The organism is Sphingomonas sp. GW821-FHT09E03 (assembly GCF_059416225.1).
On record NZ_JBWKOS010000004.1, the window covers coordinates 432472 to 449477 of the forward strand.

General features: G+C 67.2%; 19 protein-coding genes. 12 read left to right on the forward strand and 7 right to left on the reverse strand.

Annotated elements, in window-relative coordinates:
• The first annotated feature begins 8 nt into the window (after positions 1-8).
• Complete coding sequence (gene trpS, locus AC07M8_RS12490; RefSeq protein WP_495174636.1) at positions 9-1013, forward strand: tryptophan--tRNA ligase; 1005 nt, start codon at positions 9-11, stop codon at positions 1011-1013.
• Between the two features lie 134 nt (positions 1014-1147).
• Here trpS and dnaA read toward each other — a convergent pair whose 3' ends face one another.
• Positions 1148-2680, reverse strand: a complete 1533-nt coding sequence (gene dnaA, locus AC07M8_RS12495) for a chromosomal replication initiator protein DnaA (protein WP_495174637.1) — start codon at positions 2678-2680, stop codon at positions 1148-1150.
• Between the two features lie 117 nt (positions 2681-2797).
• Here dnaA and AC07M8_RS12500 point away from each other — a divergent pair, with 117 nt between their 5' ends.
• Positions 2798-2989 carry a hypothetical protein gene (locus tag AC07M8_RS12500; protein ID WP_495174638.1) on the forward strand — a complete coding sequence of 64 codons (192 nt, stop codon included), beginning with the start codon at positions 2798-2800 and terminating at the stop codon, positions 2987-2989.
• 153 nt (positions 2990-3142) lie between these two features.
• Here the strand turns inward: AC07M8_RS12500 and rpsT are convergent, their stop codons facing one another.
• Positions 3143-3406 (reverse strand): 30S ribosomal protein S20, encoded by a 264-nt coding sequence (gene rpsT, locus AC07M8_RS12505; RefSeq protein ID WP_495174639.1) that lies wholly within the window; start codon positions 3404-3406, stop codon positions 3143-3145.
• 126 nt (positions 3407-3532) lie between these two features.
• On the reverse strand, positions 3533-4348 hold the full coding sequence (gene mutM / locus AC07M8_RS12510) for a bifunctional DNA-formamidopyrimidine glycosylase/DNA-(apurinic or apyrimidinic site) lyase (protein WP_495174640.1): 816 nt from the start codon (positions 4346-4348) through the stop codon (positions 3533-3535).
• Between the two features lie 56 nt (positions 4349-4404).
• Here mutM and AC07M8_RS12515 point away from each other — a divergent pair, with 56 nt between their 5' ends.
• From AC07M8_RS12515 to AC07M8_RS12545, 7 genes are read left to right on the forward strand one after another with little or no spacing between them, the layout of a single operon-like run.
• Positions 4405-5136 carry a class I SAM-dependent methyltransferase gene (locus tag AC07M8_RS12515; protein WP_495174641.1) on the forward strand — a complete coding sequence of 244 codons (732 nt, stop codon included), beginning with the start codon at positions 4405-4407 and terminating at the stop codon, positions 5134-5136.
• Positions 5137-5143: 7 nt separating this feature from the next.
• On the forward strand, positions 5144-6679 hold the full coding sequence (ubiB, locus tag AC07M8_RS12520) for a 2-polyprenylphenol 6-hydroxylase (protein WP_495174642.1): 1536 nt from the start codon (positions 5144-5146) through the stop codon (positions 6677-6679).
• A 10-nt stretch (positions 6680-6689) separates the two neighbouring features.
• Positions 6690-7802 carry a hypothetical protein gene (locus tag AC07M8_RS12525; RefSeq protein WP_495174643.1) on the forward strand — a complete coding sequence of 371 codons (1113 nt, stop codon included), beginning with the start codon at positions 6690-6692 and terminating at the stop codon, positions 7800-7802.
• Positions 7803-7813: 11 nt separating this feature from the next.
• Complete coding sequence (gene coaBC, locus AC07M8_RS12530) at positions 7814-9016, forward strand: bifunctional phosphopantothenoylcysteine decarboxylase/phosphopantothenate--cysteine ligase CoaBC (RefSeq protein ID WP_495174644.1); 1203 nt, start codon at positions 7814-7816, stop codon at positions 9014-9016.
• Complete coding sequence (gene dut / locus AC07M8_RS12535; protein ID WP_495174645.1) at positions 9009-9452, forward strand: dUTP diphosphatase; 444 nt, start codon at positions 9009-9011, stop codon at positions 9450-9452. The genes coaBC and dut overlap by 8 nt, the downstream gene beginning before the upstream one ends.
• Complete coding sequence (locus AC07M8_RS12540; RefSeq protein ID WP_495174646.1) at positions 9449-9856, forward strand: hypothetical protein; 408 nt, start codon at positions 9449-9451, stop codon at positions 9854-9856. The genes dut and AC07M8_RS12540 overlap by 4 nt, the downstream gene beginning before the upstream one ends.
• Entirely contained in the window at positions 9853-10611 is a 759-nt protein-coding gene (locus AC07M8_RS12545; protein ID WP_495174647.1) for a HesA/MoeB/ThiF family protein, read from the forward strand. The genes AC07M8_RS12540 and AC07M8_RS12545 overlap by 4 nt, the downstream gene beginning before the upstream one ends.
• Before the next feature lie 10 nt (positions 10612-10621).
• On the opposite strand, the gene AC07M8_RS12550 is transcribed toward AC07M8_RS12545, so the two are convergent.
• Together AC07M8_RS12550 and galU are read right to left on the reverse strand one after the other, a co-directional pair.
• Entirely contained in the window at positions 10622-11623 is a 1002-nt protein-coding gene (locus AC07M8_RS12550) for an NAD-dependent epimerase/dehydratase family protein (protein WP_495174648.1), read from the reverse strand.
• The gene (galU, locus tag AC07M8_RS12555; protein WP_267393475.1) at positions 11620-12489 is read right to left on the reverse strand and encodes a UTP--glucose-1-phosphate uridylyltransferase GalU; all 870 of its coding nucleotides are present in this window, start codon (positions 12487-12489) and stop codon (positions 11620-11622) included. Before galU ends, AC07M8_RS12550 begins: the two co-directional genes overlap by 4 nt.
• A gap of 114 nt (positions 12490-12603) precedes the next feature.
• Here galU and wecB point away from each other — a divergent pair, with 114 nt between their 5' ends.
• From wecB to AC07M8_RS12570, 3 genes are all read left to right on the forward strand, one after another.
• Positions 12604-13758: a non-hydrolyzing UDP-N-acetylglucosamine 2-epimerase gene (gene wecB, locus AC07M8_RS12560; protein WP_495174649.1), complete on the forward strand. Its 1155-nt coding sequence runs from the start codon at positions 12604-12606 to the stop codon at positions 13756-13758.
• Positions 13742-15040, forward strand: a complete 1299-nt coding sequence (gene wecC / locus AC07M8_RS12565; protein ID WP_495174650.1) for a UDP-N-acetyl-D-mannosamine dehydrogenase — start codon at positions 13742-13744, stop codon at positions 15038-15040. The genes wecB and wecC overlap by 17 nt, the downstream gene beginning before the upstream one ends.
• A gap of 66 nt (positions 15041-15106) precedes the next feature.
• Complete coding sequence (locus AC07M8_RS12570; protein WP_495174651.1) at positions 15107-15904, forward strand: metallophosphoesterase family protein; 798 nt, start codon at positions 15107-15109, stop codon at positions 15902-15904.
• 45 nt (positions 15905-15949) lie between these two features.
• On the opposite strand, the gene AC07M8_RS12575 is transcribed toward AC07M8_RS12570, so the two are convergent.
• Both AC07M8_RS12575 and rpsU read right to left on the reverse strand, forming a co-directional pair.
• Complete coding sequence (locus tag AC07M8_RS12575; protein WP_495174652.1) at positions 15950-16573, reverse strand: FKBP-type peptidyl-prolyl cis-trans isomerase; 624 nt, start codon at positions 16571-16573, stop codon at positions 15950-15952.
• 114 nt (positions 16574-16687) lie between these two features.
• Entirely contained in the window at positions 16688-16894 is a 207-nt protein-coding gene (gene rpsU / locus AC07M8_RS12580; protein WP_267393484.1) for a 30S ribosomal protein S21, read from the reverse strand.
• Between the last annotated feature and the right edge of the window lie 112 nt (positions 16895-17006).

Consider the following 17006-nt stretch of genomic DNA (forward strand, 5'->3'; position numbering starts at 1 on the left):
GCCCTGCCATGCGCGTCGTTTCCGGCATCCAGCCCACCGGCAATCTCCATCTCGGCAATTATCTGGGGGCGATCCGGCAGTGGGTGGCGATGCAGGACGCGATGGGCCCGGACGACGATTGCCTGTTCTTCCTCGCCGATCTCCACGCGCTGACCCAGCCGGTGGTGCCGGCGGATCTCTCGGCCAACACCATCGAGATGGCGGCGACGCTGCTCGCCTGCGGGATCGACCCCGATCGCTCGATCCTGTTCAACCAGGCGCGGGTGCCGGCGCACAGCGAGCTTGCCTGGATCCTCAACGGCACCGCCCGGGTCGGCTGGCTCAACCGCATGACGCAGTGGAAGGACAAGGCCGGCAAGAATCGCGAGGGCCAGAGCGTCGGCCTGTTCGTCTACCCGGTGCTCCAAGCCGCCGACATCCTCGCCTATCAGGCGACTCACGTGCCGGTGGGCGACGACCAGAAACAGCATCTCGAGCTGGCGCGTGACATCGCGACCAAGTTCAACAGCGATTACGGCGTCGAGCTGTTCACCCTGCCCGAGCCACTGATCAGCAAGGCCGCGCCGCGGATCATGAGCCTGCGCGACGGCAGCGCCAAGATGTCCAAGTCCGATCCGTCCGAGGCGTCGCGGATCAGCCTGATCGACAGCGACGACGCCATCGCCCAGAAGCTGCGCAAAGCGAAGACCGATCCCGAGCCGCTGCCGGCGACGCTGGAGGAGCTGGACGGCCGCCCCGAGGCGAAGAATCTGGTGACGATCTTCGCTGCGCTTGCGGATCGTACCCCGGCCGAGGTGCTCGGCGACTATGCCGGCCAGGGCTTCGGCGCGTTCAAGCCAGCGCTGGCGGATCTCGCCGTGGCGACCCTGAGCCCGATCCGCGAGCGGCTGACCAGCCTGCTCGCCGATCGCGCCGAAGTCGCCGCGACCCTCGCCCGCGGCGCGCACAAGGCGCGCGACATGGCGGCGCCGACGGTGGCGGCGGCGCAGGCGGCGGTGGGATTGCAACTGTAACCAACACCGTCGACCCGGTGGAAGCCGCGGTCTGTCGCGGCTCCATTCCTGCAAAAGCCTGCATGAGATCCTAGCTTCCGCTGGGATGACGTACTTGCGGCTGGTCGAGCGCCGCGCAGTCGATGGCGGAAGCGCTAGGCTTCCAGTTCGCGCATCAGCGTGCGCACCGCGGCGTCGATGTCGCGGTCCTGATCGCGCAATTCCTCGATCTTGCGCACCGCGTGGATCACCGTGGAATGGTCCCGGCCGCCGAACTTGCGACCGATCTCGGGCAGCGAACGCGTCGTCAGCCGCTTGGCCAGATACATGGCGATCTGGCGCGGGCGGGCGACGGCGCGGCTGCGGCGCGCCGAGACGAGGTCGAGCGGCTTGAGCTCGAAATGCTGGCTGACCAGCTTCTGGATCTCGTCGATCGTCACCCGGCGCTGGGCGCCGCGCAGCAGCTCGCCGAGCGTCGCGACCGCAAAATCGAGATCGATGGTGTCGCCGGTGAGATGGGCATAAGCGATGACGCGGTTGAGCGCACCCTCGAGCTCGCGGATGTTGGCGTGGATGCGGGCGGCGAGCAGGTCGAGCACCTCGTCGGGCACGCGGGCATCGGGAAGGTCGGCAAGCTTGCGTTCCAGTATGGAACGCCGCAGCGTGAGGTCGGGCGACTTGATGTCCGCGACCAGCCCCACCGACATCCGGCTGATGATCCGCGCTTCGACGCCCTCGAGCGCCTGGGGGCAGCGATCGGCCGAGATCACCAGCCGCTTGCCCGCGCTCATGATCTCGTTGACGGTGTGGAAGAACTCTTCCTGGGTGGCGTCCTTGCCGGCGATGAACTGCAGGTCGTCGATCAGCAGCAGGTCGGCGCCGCGCAGCCGCTGCTTGAACGCGAAGGTGTCGCGTGCGCGCATCGCCGCGACAAAGTCGAACATGAAGCGCTCGGCCGACATGCACAGCACCGTCGCATCGGGATGCGCCGCGAGGAACGCATGGCCGATCGCGTGCATCAGGTGGGTCTTGCCCTGGCCGGTGCCGCTGTGGAGGAACAGCGGGCTGAAGCGCGGCGCGCCCGGCTCGGCCAACACCTTGGCGGCGTTGAACGCCACCCGATTGGTGGCGTCGACGACGAAGCGCTCGAAGGTGAAGCGCGCGTCGAGCGGCGGGCGCTCGGCCGGCGCGCGCACGACCGCCGCGGCGGCGACCGGCTTCAACGCCGCGATCGCCGCCGACACGTGGAAGCGGCCAGGCGCCGGGGTCTCGGCCGGCGCCGGCATCTGAGCCGCCGGGGCCGTGGGGGCTGGCGTGGGAGCTGCGGCAGCGGCCGGCGGCGCTACATGAAAACGGCTCGGCGGCGGCGGTGCGGGTGTTGCGGCGACGGGCGCCTGCACCTCGGCGACCAGCGTGACCGGCGCGGGGCGTGATGCGCGGGTTTCGATCGCGACGCTACGCACCCGCGGCATCAACGCCTTGAACTCGAGCAGCAGGCGATCCGCATAATGGCTACGGACCCAGTTGGTCATGAACGCGGACGGCAGGCCGAGCCGGATCGAATCGGGCTCTTCGCCGTCGATCAGTTCCATCGGCTTCAGCCACTGATCGAACAAGCGCGCCCCGGCAGATTCGCGCAGATTGGCGCGGACACGGGCCCAGGCGCGATGCGCCTCGCTTCCCGTCATCGTTGCACCCTGCCCGTAACCCAACGCACGCAACCCCTCGATCTCGCGCGCAGGACGCGCAAGTAGCTAAATTCCAGACAGTAAGAGTTCCCCCTCACGGCCAGTCGGCCGATCGGCATGCTCACGCTGTTCAGTAACGCGGTGGTGAATACCGCCGCGGTGAGGATCAGTTATGAAGGGTTGGACGAGTCGATCAAGGCCTGCCCGGGTCGCATTACTGAAATAAACCGGATTGACACTCCGCCAGCCCAGCAAATGCGTCGGATTTTTGATAAGCTACTGTTTTGGCGCGTTTTTATGCACCGTTAACGCTCGGCTACCTACTCGAATCGCGGTAAGTCCTAGGTTTCTCTTTTCGTTCCAGATGCGGGCGTCGAACGCATCAAAAAACCCGCCGGGAACGATCCCGACGGGCTAAACTTTTGAGCCTGAACGATTAGTCCCGGCCGAGACCTGTGGGTCTCACGCCATCAGCGACAGACGCTTGGTCAGGCGGGCGAACTTGCGGCTCGCGGTGTTCTTGTGGAGCACGCCCTTGGCCACGCCACGCGCCAGCTCAGGCTGCGCCTGCTGCAGCGCCACCGACGCCGCCGACTTGTCGCCCGAAGCGAGCGCCGACTCGACCTTCTTGATGAAGGTGCGGATACGGCCGACACGCGCGCCATTCACTTCGGCGCGGGCCTGGTTACGACGGATGCGCTTTTTGGCTTGCGGCGTGTTCGCCATTCTTACGTCCTCGAAATCTCTGAAACGGTGAAAAAGTGGCGCCGGATAGACCCTACGCCCTCTCGAAGGCGCTGCCCTTAGCGATTGCCGACCGGGCGGTCAACCGACTTGACCCCATCTGGCATGTCACTGGCGCTGGCAGCGTGGGCACCAGAAGGTGGAACGGCCGTTCTCGGTGCGGCGCTGGACGGTGCCGCCGCAATGGCAGGGTTCGCCCTCGCGGCCATAGACCAGGAACTGCTTGGAAAAATAGCCAAGCTCGCCATCGGGCCGGGCATAATCGCGCAACGTGGAGCCCCCCGCCTCGATCGCCGCAAGCAGCACCTCGCGCACCGCCACCGCGAGCCGATCGAGCCGTGCGCGGGCGATCTGCCCGGCCGCCCGGGTCGGCGCGATGCGGGCGACGTGGAGCGCCTCGCATACGTAGATGTTGCCGAGGCCGGCGACTATCCGCTGGTCGAGCAGCATCGCCTTGACCGGCGCGGTCCGGCCGGCAAGCGCCTCGTGCAGATAGGCGCCGGTGAACGCGGGGCCGAGCGGCTCGGGGCCCATCGCCACGAATGGCGGATAAGCATCGATCGTCTCGGTCGGCCACAGATCGAGGAAGCCGAACCGGCGAGGGTCGTTGAGCGCGAGCGTGCGGCCCTGCTCGGTTTCCATTTCGAGATGATCGTGCGGAATCGATTCGGCCGGGTCCACCCGCCACCGTCCCGACATGCCGAGGTGGAAGACCAGTGTGTCGCCGCGATCGGTGTCGATCAGGCCGTATTTGGCGCGACGGCCCAGCGCAGTGACGCGCGCGCCGGTGAGCCGCTGGCGCAGGTCGACGGGGATCGCCTTGCGCAGATCGGCACGGCGCGGCTCGACGCGGGTGAGGCGCTGGCCGGCAAGCACGGGGATGAGCCCGCGCACGGTGGTTTCAACTTCGGGGAGCTCGGGCACGGCTTTCAGCTAGGTTGCGTTTGCCCCTGCCACAAGCACTGGCTACAGCCGCTGCCATGACTGACACTGTCTCCTTCGGCTACGAAGACATTCCCGCCGACCAGAAGACCGCCCGCGTCGGCGGCGTCTTCACCAATGTCGCCGCCAAATACGATCTGATGAACGACGCCATGTCGGGGGGCATGCACCGCCTGTGGAAGGATCGCTTTGTTCGCCGCGTCCAGCCGCGCGAGGACGAGCAGATCCTCGACATGGCCGGCGGCACCGGCGACATCGCCTTCCGCCTCGCACGCTCGGGCGCCTCGGTGACGGTCGCCGACATCAACCCGGCCATGCTCGAGGTGGGCATGGATCGTGCCGCCAAGCGCGGCATCGACGGATTGGTGTGGACCGAGGCCAATGCCGAGGTGCTGACCTTCCCGGACAAGTTCTTCGACGCCTATACGATCGCCTTTGGCATCCGCAACGTCACCGACATCCCGCAGGCGCTGCGCGAAGCCCATCGCGTGCTGCGCCGCGGCGGCCGCTTCTTCTGCCTCGAATTTTCGACCACGGTGTGGCCCGGCTTCAAGGAAGTGTACGATAGCTATTCGCACAAGCTGGTGCCGCAGCTCGGCCAGCTGCTGGCGCAGGACGCCGACAGCTATCGCTATTTGATCGAATCGATCCGCCGCTTCCCCGACATGCCGACCTTTCAGGGCATGATAAAGGAGGCTGGCTTCATCCGGACCAAGGTGGAGCCGCTGCTCGGCGGGCTGGTCGCGATCCACAGCGGCTGGAAGATTTGACCCGCCAGTGACATCGCCCCTCGTCCATAGCTGGCGCCTGCTCAAATGGGGCCGGATCCTCGCGCGCCACGGCGCGCTGCGCGGGATCGAGCGCGATCCTAACACCCCGGCACCGGTTCGCCGGCTCGCCCGCATCGCCCGGTTTGGCGCGCGGGTGCCGGCGCAGCCACGTTACGCCGATGCCTTCCAGGCGATCGGGCCGGCGGCGATCAAGCTCGGCCAGACGCTGGCCACCCGCCCCGATCTGGTCGGCGAACATGCCGCGCATGATTTGCTGCGGCTGCAGGACCAACTGCCGCCGGTACCATTCGAGACGATCCGCGCAGCGATGGCGGCAAGCTTCGGCCGCGATCCCGACGAGCTGTTCCAGCGGATCGAGGAAGTGCCCGTCGGCGCCGCGTCGATTGCACAGGTCCATCGCGCGATCACGACCGATGGCCGCCAGGTCGCGGTGAAGGTGCTGCGGCCCGGCGTGGAGGAGGACTTCGCCCGCGCGATCGATACCTATCAATGGGCCGCGGCCCAGCTCGAGGGGATGAGCATCGAGGCGCGGCGCCTGCGCCCGCGGCTGACGGTGGAGAATTTCCGCCGCTGGACGCTGCGCGAGCTCAACTTCCGTCGCGAGGCCGCCTCGGCGTCCGAGCTTGCCGAATCGATGACCGCAGAGCCCGATTTCGAGGTGCCGGCGATCGACTGGCAGCGCTCGACCGCCAAGGTGCTGACGATCGAGTGGATCGACGGGATCAAGCTGTCCGATCGCGCGGCGCTGCGCGCGGCGGGCTATGACCTGCCCAAGCTCGCCAGCACGCTCGTCCACGCCTTCCTGCGCCAGGCCATCGCGGAAGGATTCTTCCATGCCGACATGCACCAGGGCAATCTGTTCGCGCTGCCGGGCAACAAGATCGCTGCGATCGATTTCGGCATCATGGGCCGGATCGACCGCCGCGCCCGGGTGTGGCTGGCCGAGATCCTCTACGGGCTGATCACCGGTAATTATAAGCGCGTTGCCGAGATCCATTTCGAGGCCGGCTATGTGCCGAGCCATCACAATGTCGCCGAGTTCGCCACCGCCCTGCGCGCCGTGGGCGAGCCGATGCGTGGCCTGCCGGTCAAGGACATGTCGATCGGGATGATGCTCGACGGTCTGTTCTCGATCACCCGCGACTTCGACATGGTCACCCAGCCCCACCTGCTGCTGCTCCAGAAGACGATGGTGATGGTGGAGGGCGTCGCCACCGGGCTCGATCCCAACATCAACCTGTGGGACACTGCGGCGCCGTTCGTGCGCGAATGGATCCGCACCGAGCTCGGTCCCGAAGCGGCGGTGGCGGACCGGCTGATCACGGATTTACGCACGCTGGCGCGGTTGCCCGATCTCGTTCGCCGCATCGAGGCGCATTATCCGGTACCGGGGGGCGAACCGCCGTCGCTGCCGCTGCGCGAGATCGAGGTGGTGCGGATCGGTGGCGGCTGGCGCTATGCCGCCGTCGCCCTGCTCGCCGCCGCGCTAGGCGTCGGCAGCACCTTGTTGCTGGCGCATTAGAGGTCGCCGGATGAACCGCCGGCCGCTTGCCCCGTTCTGGCTCGCAACCCCCTCGCGTTTCGCCGCGGTGTCGCCGCGGGTCGCGCGGGTGGTCCTGGCGCTGCTGGCCCTGCTGCTGCTCGCCACCCTGCTTGCCTGTGTCACGCCGCCGCCGCGCGCCGAAACGGCGGCACAGCCGGATGGGCAGACCGACACGATGCTCTACCAAGGGATCGTCGAGGGCATTCGCCACGGCGGCTCTTATTATCAGGTCGCCGCCGAGGCGCAGCGCGCCGGTAATTATCCGCTGAAGCCGTTCATCACCTTCCGCCTGCCGACGCTGGCGATGGTCCAGGCGACGCTGCCGCACTGGCTGGTGACGATGCTGCTCTACGGCCTGGTGCTGGCGGTGTTCGTTGCCTGGTATCGGCGGCTGTCGACGACTTTCACCCGGCGGCTGCCGATCATCGTCGCCATGACCCTGCTCGCCGGTGGGCTGCTGGTCTTTCTCCAGGCCGATCTGTCGCCGTTCCATGAAATCTGGGCCGGCTTGCTGATCGCGCTGTCACTCGGCGTGCGGCGGCCCGAGGCCTGGCTGCCGTCGGTCGCCTTCGGATTCGCGGCGGTGCTGATCCGCGAGACGGCCGGGCTCTATCTGCTGCTGATGGCGGCGCTGGCGCTCGCCGAGGGACGTCGAGGCGAAGCGGCCGCATGGGTGGCGGCGATGGGGATCGTCGGCGTGGTGCTCGCGCTCCACGCCCATGCCGTCGCCCAGGTCGTGCGACCGCTCGATCTCACCTCGCCTGGTTGGGCAGATCACCTCGGCTTCGGTTTCTTCGTGCGGACCATGGCTCTGTCGACAGTGCTGGCGCTCGCACCGCTGTGGCTGGCCGCGCCGCTCGTCGGCCTTGCGCTGTTCGGCTGGGCATCATGGCCGAGCCCGCTGGCGCTGCGGGAGTTGGCTGTGCTGTGCAGCTATGCCGCAGTGCTGGCGATCTTCGGGCGATCCGACACCTTCTACTGGGGCCTGCTGGTCGCCCCGCCGCTGCTCGTCGGACTCGCCTTCGTGCCTGACGGATTGCGCGATCTCGTCGCCGCCGCGCAGGACACTCGGCGGATCACGGTGACCAGGGTCACGCGATGAGGGATAAGGCCATGAAGCGCATCCTGCTGATCATCGGTGGCGGCATCGCCGCCTATAAGGCCTGTGAGCTGGTCCGGCTGCTCCGCAAGCGCGGCTATCAGGTTCGCTGCGTGCTCACCGCCGGGGCGAGCCATTTCGTCACGCCGATGACACTCGCCGCCTTGAGCGAGGACAAAGTCTATACCGACCTGTGGGATCTTAAGGACGAGGCCGAGATGGGCCACATCCAGCTCAGCCGCGAGGCCGATCTGGTGGTGATAGCCCCCGCCACCGCCGATCTCCTCGCCAAGATGGCCGCGGGGCTGGCCGACGATCTTGCCACGACGCTGCTGCTCGCCACCGACAAGCCCGTGCTCGCCGCGCCGGCTATGAACGTACGGATGTGGGACCATGCGGCGACGCGCCGCAACGTCGCGCAGCTCCGCCGCGACGGCATCACCGTGATCGAGCCCGACGAGGGGCCGATGGCCTGCGGCGAGTTCGGCGCCGGTCGCCTGCCCGAGCCGCCGGCCGTCGCCGACGCGATCGATGCGGCGCTTGCCGGCCATAACGCGGTGCCGGCACGCCAGCGGCTGGCGGGGCAGCGCATGCTGGTGACCGCCGGCCCCACCCATGAGCCGATCGATCCGGTCCGCTACATCGCCAACCGCTCGTCCGGCCGGCAGGGCTTTGCGATCGCCGAGGCATTGACGCGCCTCGGCGCCGAGGTGACGTTGATCGCCGGGCCGGTGACGCTGCCAACCCCTGCGGGCGTCCGCCGCATCGATGTCGTCAGCGCCCAGGACATGGCCGATGCCGTTGCCGGTGCACTGCCCGTCGATGCCGCCGTCATGGTCGCCGCGGTCGCCGACTGGCGGGTCGCGGCCGCGCCGCACAAGGTGAAGAAGGGCGATGCGCCGCCTCTCCTCACCCTCACCGAGAATGTAGATATTCTCGCCACGCTCGCGCAGGGCCCCGCGCGGCCGCGGCTGGTGGTCGGATTCGCCGCCGAGACCGAGCAGGTGGTGGACCACGCCATCGCCAAGCGCGCGCGCAAGGGCGCCGACTGGATCGTCGCCAACGACGTCTCGGGCGACGTGTTCGGCGGCGACGCCAACACCGTCCACCTCGTCACCGCCGCCGGGGTCGAGACGTGGGAGCGCCTCGCCAAGCAGGCGGTCGCGGAGCGGCTCGCCAGCCGCATCGCCGATGCGCTAGAGGCAGCGCATGACTGAGATCCGTATCGCGCTGATGCGCTTGCCGCACGGCGAAGGCCTGCCGCTTCCTGCTTATGCCACCGACGGCGCCGCCGGCATGGACGTCGTCGCTGCCGAGGCGCTCAACCTCGCGCCCGGCGCCCGGGCGGCGGTCGCCACCGGTTTCGCCATCGCCATTCCCGCCGGGTTCGAGGTACAGGTGCGGCCACGATCCGGCCTGGCGCTCAAGCACGGCGTCACCTGCCTCAATACGCCCGGCACGATCGACTCGGACTATCGTGGCGAGGTGAAAGTGATCCTCGCCAACCTCGGCGACGAGCCGTTCGCCATCGCCCGTGGTGACCGCATCGCCCAGCTTGTACCCGCCCCGGTTCAGCGCGCGGCGCTGGACGAAGTCACTTCGCTGGATCAGACCAGCAGGGGAATTGGAGGGTTCGGCTCGACCGGACGATGATGGCGATGTTGGCAATAGCGATCCAGGCGGCGGCCGTATTGGCCGCACCCGCCCCCGTGCCGCCCCAGGACTGGAGCGGGCTGCCGGTGCTCGCCTATGCCAAGGCGCCGGACGGTGCAGCGGTGTCGGGGTTCGTTGCCGCAGAAGTGACGGCGGGACGATGCCGCGCAGCGACCGTGTCGCCGGCGGGCGCGACGCTCGCGGTCGATGCCGCGGTGTTGGTCGCGCCGGACGGCCTTGCCCGCAAGGTGGTGCCGCGCGCAATCGACTGCCCCGCCGTCGAGCAATATGCCGCCGGCCTGATCTCCAGCACCGTCCGCGCCAATGCCGCCACCAACAGCCCGGTCGCCGTCGCGGGCGAGGGCTGGTACCGGACCACCCTCACCTTCTCCTGGAAGCCGTGACCCTCGCCGACGAGGAGCTCGACCGCTACGCCCGTCACATCGTCCTCAAGGAGATCGGGGGCGATGGCCAGCGTCGCCTGAAGGCAGCGACGGTACTGATCATCGGCGCGGGCGGGATCGGCTCGCCTGCCATTCAATATCTGGCGGCGGCGGGCATCGGCCGGCTCTTAATAGTCGACGACGATCGGGTGGAAGCCTCCAACCTCCAGCGCCAGACCATCTTCTCGGTTGCGTCGATCGGCGAGCACAAGGCAGCGGCCGCCGCCGCGGCCGTGCGCCGCCTCAACCCGCTGATCGCGGTCGATCCCCTCGTCCTCCGGATCGACGGCAGCAACGCGGGGTCGTTGATGGCCGACGCCGATGTCGTGCTCGACGGATCGGACAATTTCGATACCCGGCTTGTCGTCGCCGACTTCGCTCATGCCGCCCGTGTGCCGCTAATCTCTGCCGCGGTCGGGCAGTTCGATGGCCAGCTGGCGACGTTCCGCGGCTGGGAAGCGGACAAGCCATGCTACCGCTGCTTTGTCGGCAGCGATCCCGCGCAGGCCGGCGCGACCTGTGCCGACGACGGCGTGCTCGGTCCGGTGACGGGGGTGATGGGCAGCCTCGCCGCGCTCGAGGCGATCCGCGCGATCGTGCCGTTCGGGGAAGACACCGCTGGCAAGCTGCTGCTCGTCGACGCGCTGTCGTGGCGTTTCCGGACGCTGACGCTGCCCAAGGATCCCGGCTGCCGAACGTGTGGTGTAGCGTCCTGACAGCCGCGGTTTAGCGCCCGATGCGCTGCCGGTACCAGTCGACGAACAGCGGCACCCCCACTTCGATCGGCGTGGTCGGCGTAAAGCCGAGATCGCGCTGCGTGGCAGCAATATCGGCATAGGTGGCCGGCACATCGCCGGCTTGCATCGGCTGGTGATCGCGCACCGCTCGGCGGCCGCACGCCTCCTCGATCACGTCGATCAACCGGCCAAGCTCCTCCGACCGGTGATTGCCGATATTGTAGAGCGCGTGCGGCTTGGTGCTGCCACCAGGCTTGGCTAGGCCGTCATCTGTCGGTGGGCGATCCAGCGCGGCGACCACGCCGGTTACGATATCGTCGATGTAGGTAAAATCGCGCTGCATGCGGCCATGGTTGAACACCTTGATCGGCCGCCCGGCGAGGATCGCGTCGGTGAATAGCCACACCGCCATGTCCGGCCGGCCCCACGGTCCGTAGACGGTGAAGAAGCGCAGGCCGGTCTGCGGCAGCCGATACAGATGAGCGTAGCTTTCGCTCATCAGCTCGTCTGCCTTCTTGGCGGCGGCGTAGAGCGAGACGGGATGATCCACGCGGTCGTCGACGCTGAACGGCAGCGTCTCGTTACCGCCATAGACCGACGAGGACGATGCGTAGACGAGATGAGTGCAGCCGCGCCCGCGGGCGACCTCGAGCATGTTGAGGTGTCCGGATAGGTTCGCGCGGGCATAGGCGCGCGGATTCTCGATAGAATAGCGGACCCCGGGCTGCGCGCCGAGGTGGACGATGCGATCGAAACGCTGGTCCGCCAGCATCTCGTCCAACCAGCGATCGTCAGCAAAATCGCCGTCGAGCACCGTCACCCGGCCGCCACCGCGAGCGACGAGATCGGCGATCCGGTCCCGCTTGAGCTGCGGATCGTAATAGTTGTTGAAATTGTCGATCCCGATCACCGTGTCGCCGCGCGCGGTGAGGCGTGCGGCGACGTGGTAGCCGATGAACCCGGCAACCCCGGTGACGAGGACGCTGCTCACCCGAGCAGCTGTTCCGCGAAGCTGCGCACCGCAGGCCCGATGTCCGCACGCTGCAGCGCCAGCGCCAGATTGGCCTGGATGTAGCCCGCCTTGTCGCCGCAATCGAACCGATGGCCATCGAAGGTGAAACCGTGGAACGGCTGCTGGCCGATCAGCTGCGCCATCGCGTCGGTCAGCTGGATCTCGCCGCCGGCGCCCTTTTCCTGATTCTCCAGGATGCGCATCACCTCGGGCTGCAGAATGTAGCGGCCCGGGATCATCAGGTTGGACGGCGCACTGCCCTTGCCGGGCTTCTCGACCAGCGCCTTGACCTCGGTAAGCCGGCCATCGATCGCGCCGGGCGAGATGATGCCATATTTGTCGGTTTCGCTGTCGGGCACCTCGAGCGCGCCAATGACGTTGCCGCCGACCTTGTCATAGGCCTCGACCATCTGCTTCATAAAGCCTGGCGACCCGGCCATCAGCTCGTCGGGCAGCAGCACCGCGAACGGCTCGTCGCCAACGATCTCGCGCGCGCACCACACGGCATGACCAAGGCCGAGCGGCTCCTGCTGGCGGACATAGACCGGCGAGCCCGGCTTCTGGCGGATGCCGTCGAGCACGGCGAGCGACTTGCCGCGCCGGCGCATCGTGTCCTCGAGCTCGTAGGAGATGTCGAAATGATCCTCGAGCGCGGTCTTGTTGCGACCGGTGACGAAGATGATCTGCTCGATGCCTGCTTCCAGCGCCTCTTCGACCGCATATTGGATCAGCGGCTTGTCGACGACGGTGAGCATCTCCTTGGGCATCGACTTGGTCGCCGGGAGGAACCGGGTACCGAGCCCCGCGACGGGGAAGACGGCCTTGCGTACGCGCTTGATGGTCATTGCGATCCCTTGTTACCCCGGAGTTTTCGAAGGGGCGTCTAATCTGATGGTGATGTGTCGGCAACGGCATGCCGCACAATTGCTTAGCGGCATGTTAAGAGCTTCTATCTAGCAATGCAGCGCATGCCAGCAGCCTCTTCCGCCGCCTCTCCCAAGATCCTGGTCATTTTCGGCACCCGACCCGAAGCGATCAAGCTATTCCCGGTCATCCGTGCCCTGGCGGCGACCGATGGCCTGCGCGTGGTCACCTGCGTCACCGCGCAGCATCGCGGGCTGCTCGATCAGGTGCTCAGCATCGCGGGGTTGCGCCCCGACATCGATCTCGACCTCATGGAGCCCGGACAGACACTGGACCGGCTCACCGCGCGGCTGCTCACCGGTCTCGGCGAGGTGATGAATGCCGAGCAGCCCGATCGCGTGATCGTCCAGGGCGATACCGCGACCGCAATGGCCGGCGCGCTCGCCGCTTACTACCGCAAGATCCCGGTTGCGCATGTCGAGGCGGGGCTGCGCTCGGGCAATATCTATCATCCGTGGCCCGAGGAGGTGAACCGCCGCATCGTCGCCCCGATCGCCGACTTACATTTTGCGCCGACCGACACCGCCGCCGCCGCGCTGGCACGCGAGAATGTCACCTTCGGCGTCCATGTCACCGGCAACACCGTGATTGACGCGCTGCACTGGACCCGCGAGCGGATCGCCGCCGATGTCGCGCTCGCGAAAGGTCTTGATGCCATCGAACGACGGTTTGCCGGCAAGCGCGTGGTACTCGTCACCACTCACCGGCGCGAGAATTTCGGCGACGGCATGGCCGCGATCGCACGGGCGATCGCGCGCATCGCCGATCGCGAGGATGTCGCCGTGCTGTTCCCGATGCACCCCAATCCCAATGTCGGCGTGGTGATGGATACGATCCTCGGCGAGCGCGCCAATGTCGCCCGGATCGAGCCGCTCGATTATCCCCACTTCATCCGCGCGCTGGCGCTGTGCGATCTGGCGCTGACCGATTCGGGTGGCGTGCAGGAGGAAGCCCCCGCGCTCGGCAAGCCGGTGCTGGTGATGCGCGACACCACCGAACGCCCTGAAGGGGTGGCGGCAGGAACCGCGCGGTTGATCGGCACCGATGAGGACCGCATCGTTTCCGAAGTCTTCACGCTTCTCGACGACAAGGCCGCCTATTCCGCGATGGCGCGCGCCCACAATCCTTTCGGCGACGGCAACGCAAGCAACCGGATCGCAAGGATCATCGCCGATGGTTTCGGACTCTGAACTCAAGGTCGTCGTACTCGGCCTGGGCTATATCGGCCTGCCGACCGCGGCGGTGATCGCCCGGACCGGCGCGAGCGTGCTCGGCATCGACGTCACTCCCGCCGTGGTCGAGACGGTCAACTCGGGTCGCGTCCATATCGAGGAAGTCGATCTCGATGGGCTGGTATCCGGCGTCGTCGCACGAGGCTCGCTGCGCGCGTCGACCCAGATCGAACCGGCCGACGTGTTCGTCATCGCCGTGCCGACGCCGTTTGCCGAGGATCACGCGCCCAACATCGGCTATGTGCTGCAGGCGGCGACGAGCATCGCCACGGTGCTCAAGGCGGGCGACACCATCATCCTCGAATCCACTTCGCCGGTCGGGACCACCGAGGAGGTCCGCGACCTGATTGCACAGCTCCGCCCCGATCTGCGCGTTCCCGGGCGCACCGGCGATCAGGCCGATGTCGCCATCGCCTATTGCCCGGAGCGGGTGCTACCCGGCCGCATCCTCGTCGAACTGATCGACAACGATCGGGTGATCGGCGGCATCACGCCACGCTGCGCGCGCAAGGCACTGGCCTTCTACCGCCGCTTCGTCCGCGGCGCCTGCGTGACCACCACTGCGCGCGCCGCCGAGATGACCAAGCTGACCGAGAATGCGTTCCGCGACGTCAACATCGCCTTTGCCAACGAATTGAGCCTGGTTGCCGATACGATGGGCGTCGACGTTTGGGAGGTGATCCGGCTCGCCAACCGTCATCCCCGGGTCAATATCCTCCAGCCTGGTCCCGGAGTTGGGGGGCATTGCATTGCCGTCGATCCCTGGTTCCTGGTCCACGCCGCGCCGGACAACACGCCGTTGATCCGTACGGCTCGGCTCGTCAATGACGGCAAGACCGATCACGTCATCGCGCAGGCTGCCGCGTTGATCGAGGCGCAACCGGGGGCGCAGGTCGCCTGCCTTGGCCTCGCCTTCAAGGCCAATATCGATGATTTCCGCGAAAGCCCGGCGCTCAAGGTCGCGGTCGCGCTTGCCGACATGTTCGGCGAGCGGGTGCGGATCGTCGAACCTTATGCGTCAACCCTGCCGGAGGTATTCGCCGACACCGGCGCAACGCTGACCGATGTCGACAGCGCGATCGAGACCTGCCCGGTGATGATCGTGCTGGTCGATCACGACGTGTTTCGCTCGATCCCGCTCGAGGAGCGGCTCGACAAGGCCGTGCTCGACACCCGCGGGATCTGGCCGGACCAGCCGCGTGCCGCCAAGCCGGCACCGGCACTGCGACTCGCCAGCTGAGCGGCGCACCCTTGCCGCACGTGCCGCGCGCGGGTATCGAGTCCTTTCCTCAATCTGACTGGTGTAATGCTTAGAAAGCTGCTCAATCCGCGGCGGACGGCGGAGGTTTCACTGACGTCGATACCCGCCGGCGAGCGGGTCTACGCGATCGGCGACATTCACGGCTGCGCCGAACTGCTCGACGACCTGTTGACGCGGATCGACGCCGACGATGCAGCGCGCACGCCGGCACGGACCACGCTGGTGTTCCTCGGCGACCTGATCGATCGTGGCCCGGCGTCCGCCGCGGTGGTGGAACGGCTGCGCCAGCTGCACCTGCAACGGCCGGACACCCGGTTCCTGCTGGGCAATCACGAAGAGATCTTCCTCGGCGCGATCGACGGCGAACCCAAGGCGCTGCGGCTGTTCTGCCGCATCGGCGGCCGCGAGACGATCATGAGCTACGGCCTCGAGGCAAGCGCCTATGACGCGATGGACTACGAAGAACTGGCCAAGACGTTGGTGCATCTCGTTCCCGACAACCATCGCGCCTTCATCGCCGCGTTCGAGAACATGATCGAGATCGGCGACTATCTGTTCGTCCACGCCGGTATTCGCCCGGGCGTAGCGCTGGAAGAACAGCGCGACTCCGATCTGCGCTGGATCCGTGACCCCTTCCTTGAGCATCGCAAGCCGCTCGGCAAGATGATCGTCCATGGCCATACCATCGCCGAACAGTTGGATGTGCAGCCACATCGGATCGGCGTCGACACCGGTGCTTATGCGACCGGTCGCCTGACGGCGCTCGCCTTGGAAGGGACCGAGCGTTGGTCGATCCAGACGAGCGGAGATGCTGCCACGACGAAAACGGAAGGCCCGGCTTGATTGTCCTTTCCTGATCTCGATTAGACGCACGCCGCCGGGCTTCGATCAGTTTTGCGGCGCGGGGGCCGGCGCACTACCGGGCATGGACTGGCCGGGCATCGGCTGGCCGGGCATCGCCTGACCGCCGGGCATGCCCTGCGCACCGCCCATCATCTGCTGCTGCTGTGCCTGCATCTGACGCACGACGCTCTCGGGCAGGAAGTCGAGCAGGTCGATATCGAACACCAGTGTCGAATTGGCCGGGATCGGGCCCGACGCCTTGTCGCCATAGCCGAGGCTCGGCTTGATCCAGACGCGGTACTTGGCGCCCTTCGGCATCAGCTTGAGCGCCTCGGAGAAGCCGGGGACGACCGCCGCAACCGGCATTGGCGTCGGCTGCTGCGACTTGTCGAAGGTGGTGCCGTTGAGGAGCTTGCCCTCATAGTTGATCAGCGCGACGTCGGCGTCGGTCGGCTTCGGCGCACCGGGCTTGCCGGGCTCAAGCACCTTATACTGGAGGCCCGAGGGGGTGGTGAGCACGCCCTTGGCGCGGGCGTTGCGGGCAAGGAAGTCGTCGCCCTGCTGGGCCAGCGCGAAGGCGGCGATGCAGGCGAGGACTATCCCCACCCAGAGGTAGACGAGATAGCTGCGCTTGATGGGACGCAGGGGCACGGCAGTGACGGTGGACATCGGGACACCTGGAGTTGTGGTGCCGGTCCGGCCGTCACCGGTGAAACTTCTCTAACCTCGCGCATACGCGCCGCGACTAGCGGCGTATACGACAGCGAAGCTTACCTACTTATCTCAGCGCGCGCCGTCGCGTTCGGCGCGCTTGCGCTCGAGCTTGCGCGAGCGGCGGACGGCAGCCGCGCGCTCGCGGGCACGCTTCTCCGACGGCTTTTCATAGTGCCGGCGCAGCTTCATCTCGCGATACACACCCTCGCGCTGCAGCTTCTTCTTAAGCGCGCGAAGTGCCTGATCGACATTGTTGTCGCGGACGACGATCTGCATAAAACCGATGAACTCCACTCAAATGGGTAACGCGGCCGCGTACTGAGGGTACGCGCCGTGTGAACGGGCCCCCTAGCAGCGAGGCAGGCAATTTGCAACCCGCAGCATCAAC